Origin of the sequence: Nitratidesulfovibrio sp. 1201_IL3209 (assembly GCF_036763125.1) — a bacterium.
In the GTDB taxonomy this organism is placed as follows: Bacteria; Desulfobacterota; Desulfovibrionia; order Desulfovibrionales; family Desulfovibrionaceae; genus Cupidesulfovibrio.
Genome location: NZ_JBAIYT010000122.1, coordinates 1 through 255 on the forward strand (window position 1 = coordinate 1; position 255 = coordinate 255).

The window sequence follows — 255 nt, forward strand, 5'->3', positions numbered from 1 at the left end:
CTTGACATTGGGTTTTGGGCTTGCATGTGTAGGATAGGTGGGAGGCTGTGAACCCTGTACGCCAGTATGGGGGGAGCCACCGTTGAAATACCACCCTTGCAAGTCTAAGGCTCTAATCCATGCCCGTCATCCGGGGTGGAGACAGTGTCTGGTGGGTAGTTTGACTGGGGCGGTCGCCTCCCAAACAATAACGGAGGCACGCAAAGGTTCCCTCAGCCTGATCGGAAACCAGGCGTCGAGTGCAAACGCATAAGG

Annotated in this window: 1 rRNA gene; it reads left to right on the forward strand. The window is 56.1% G+C overall.

The annotated features are described in order from the left end of the window. Positions 1-255, forward strand: a 23S ribosomal RNA gene (locus V6B97_RS17345); the annotation flags it as partial.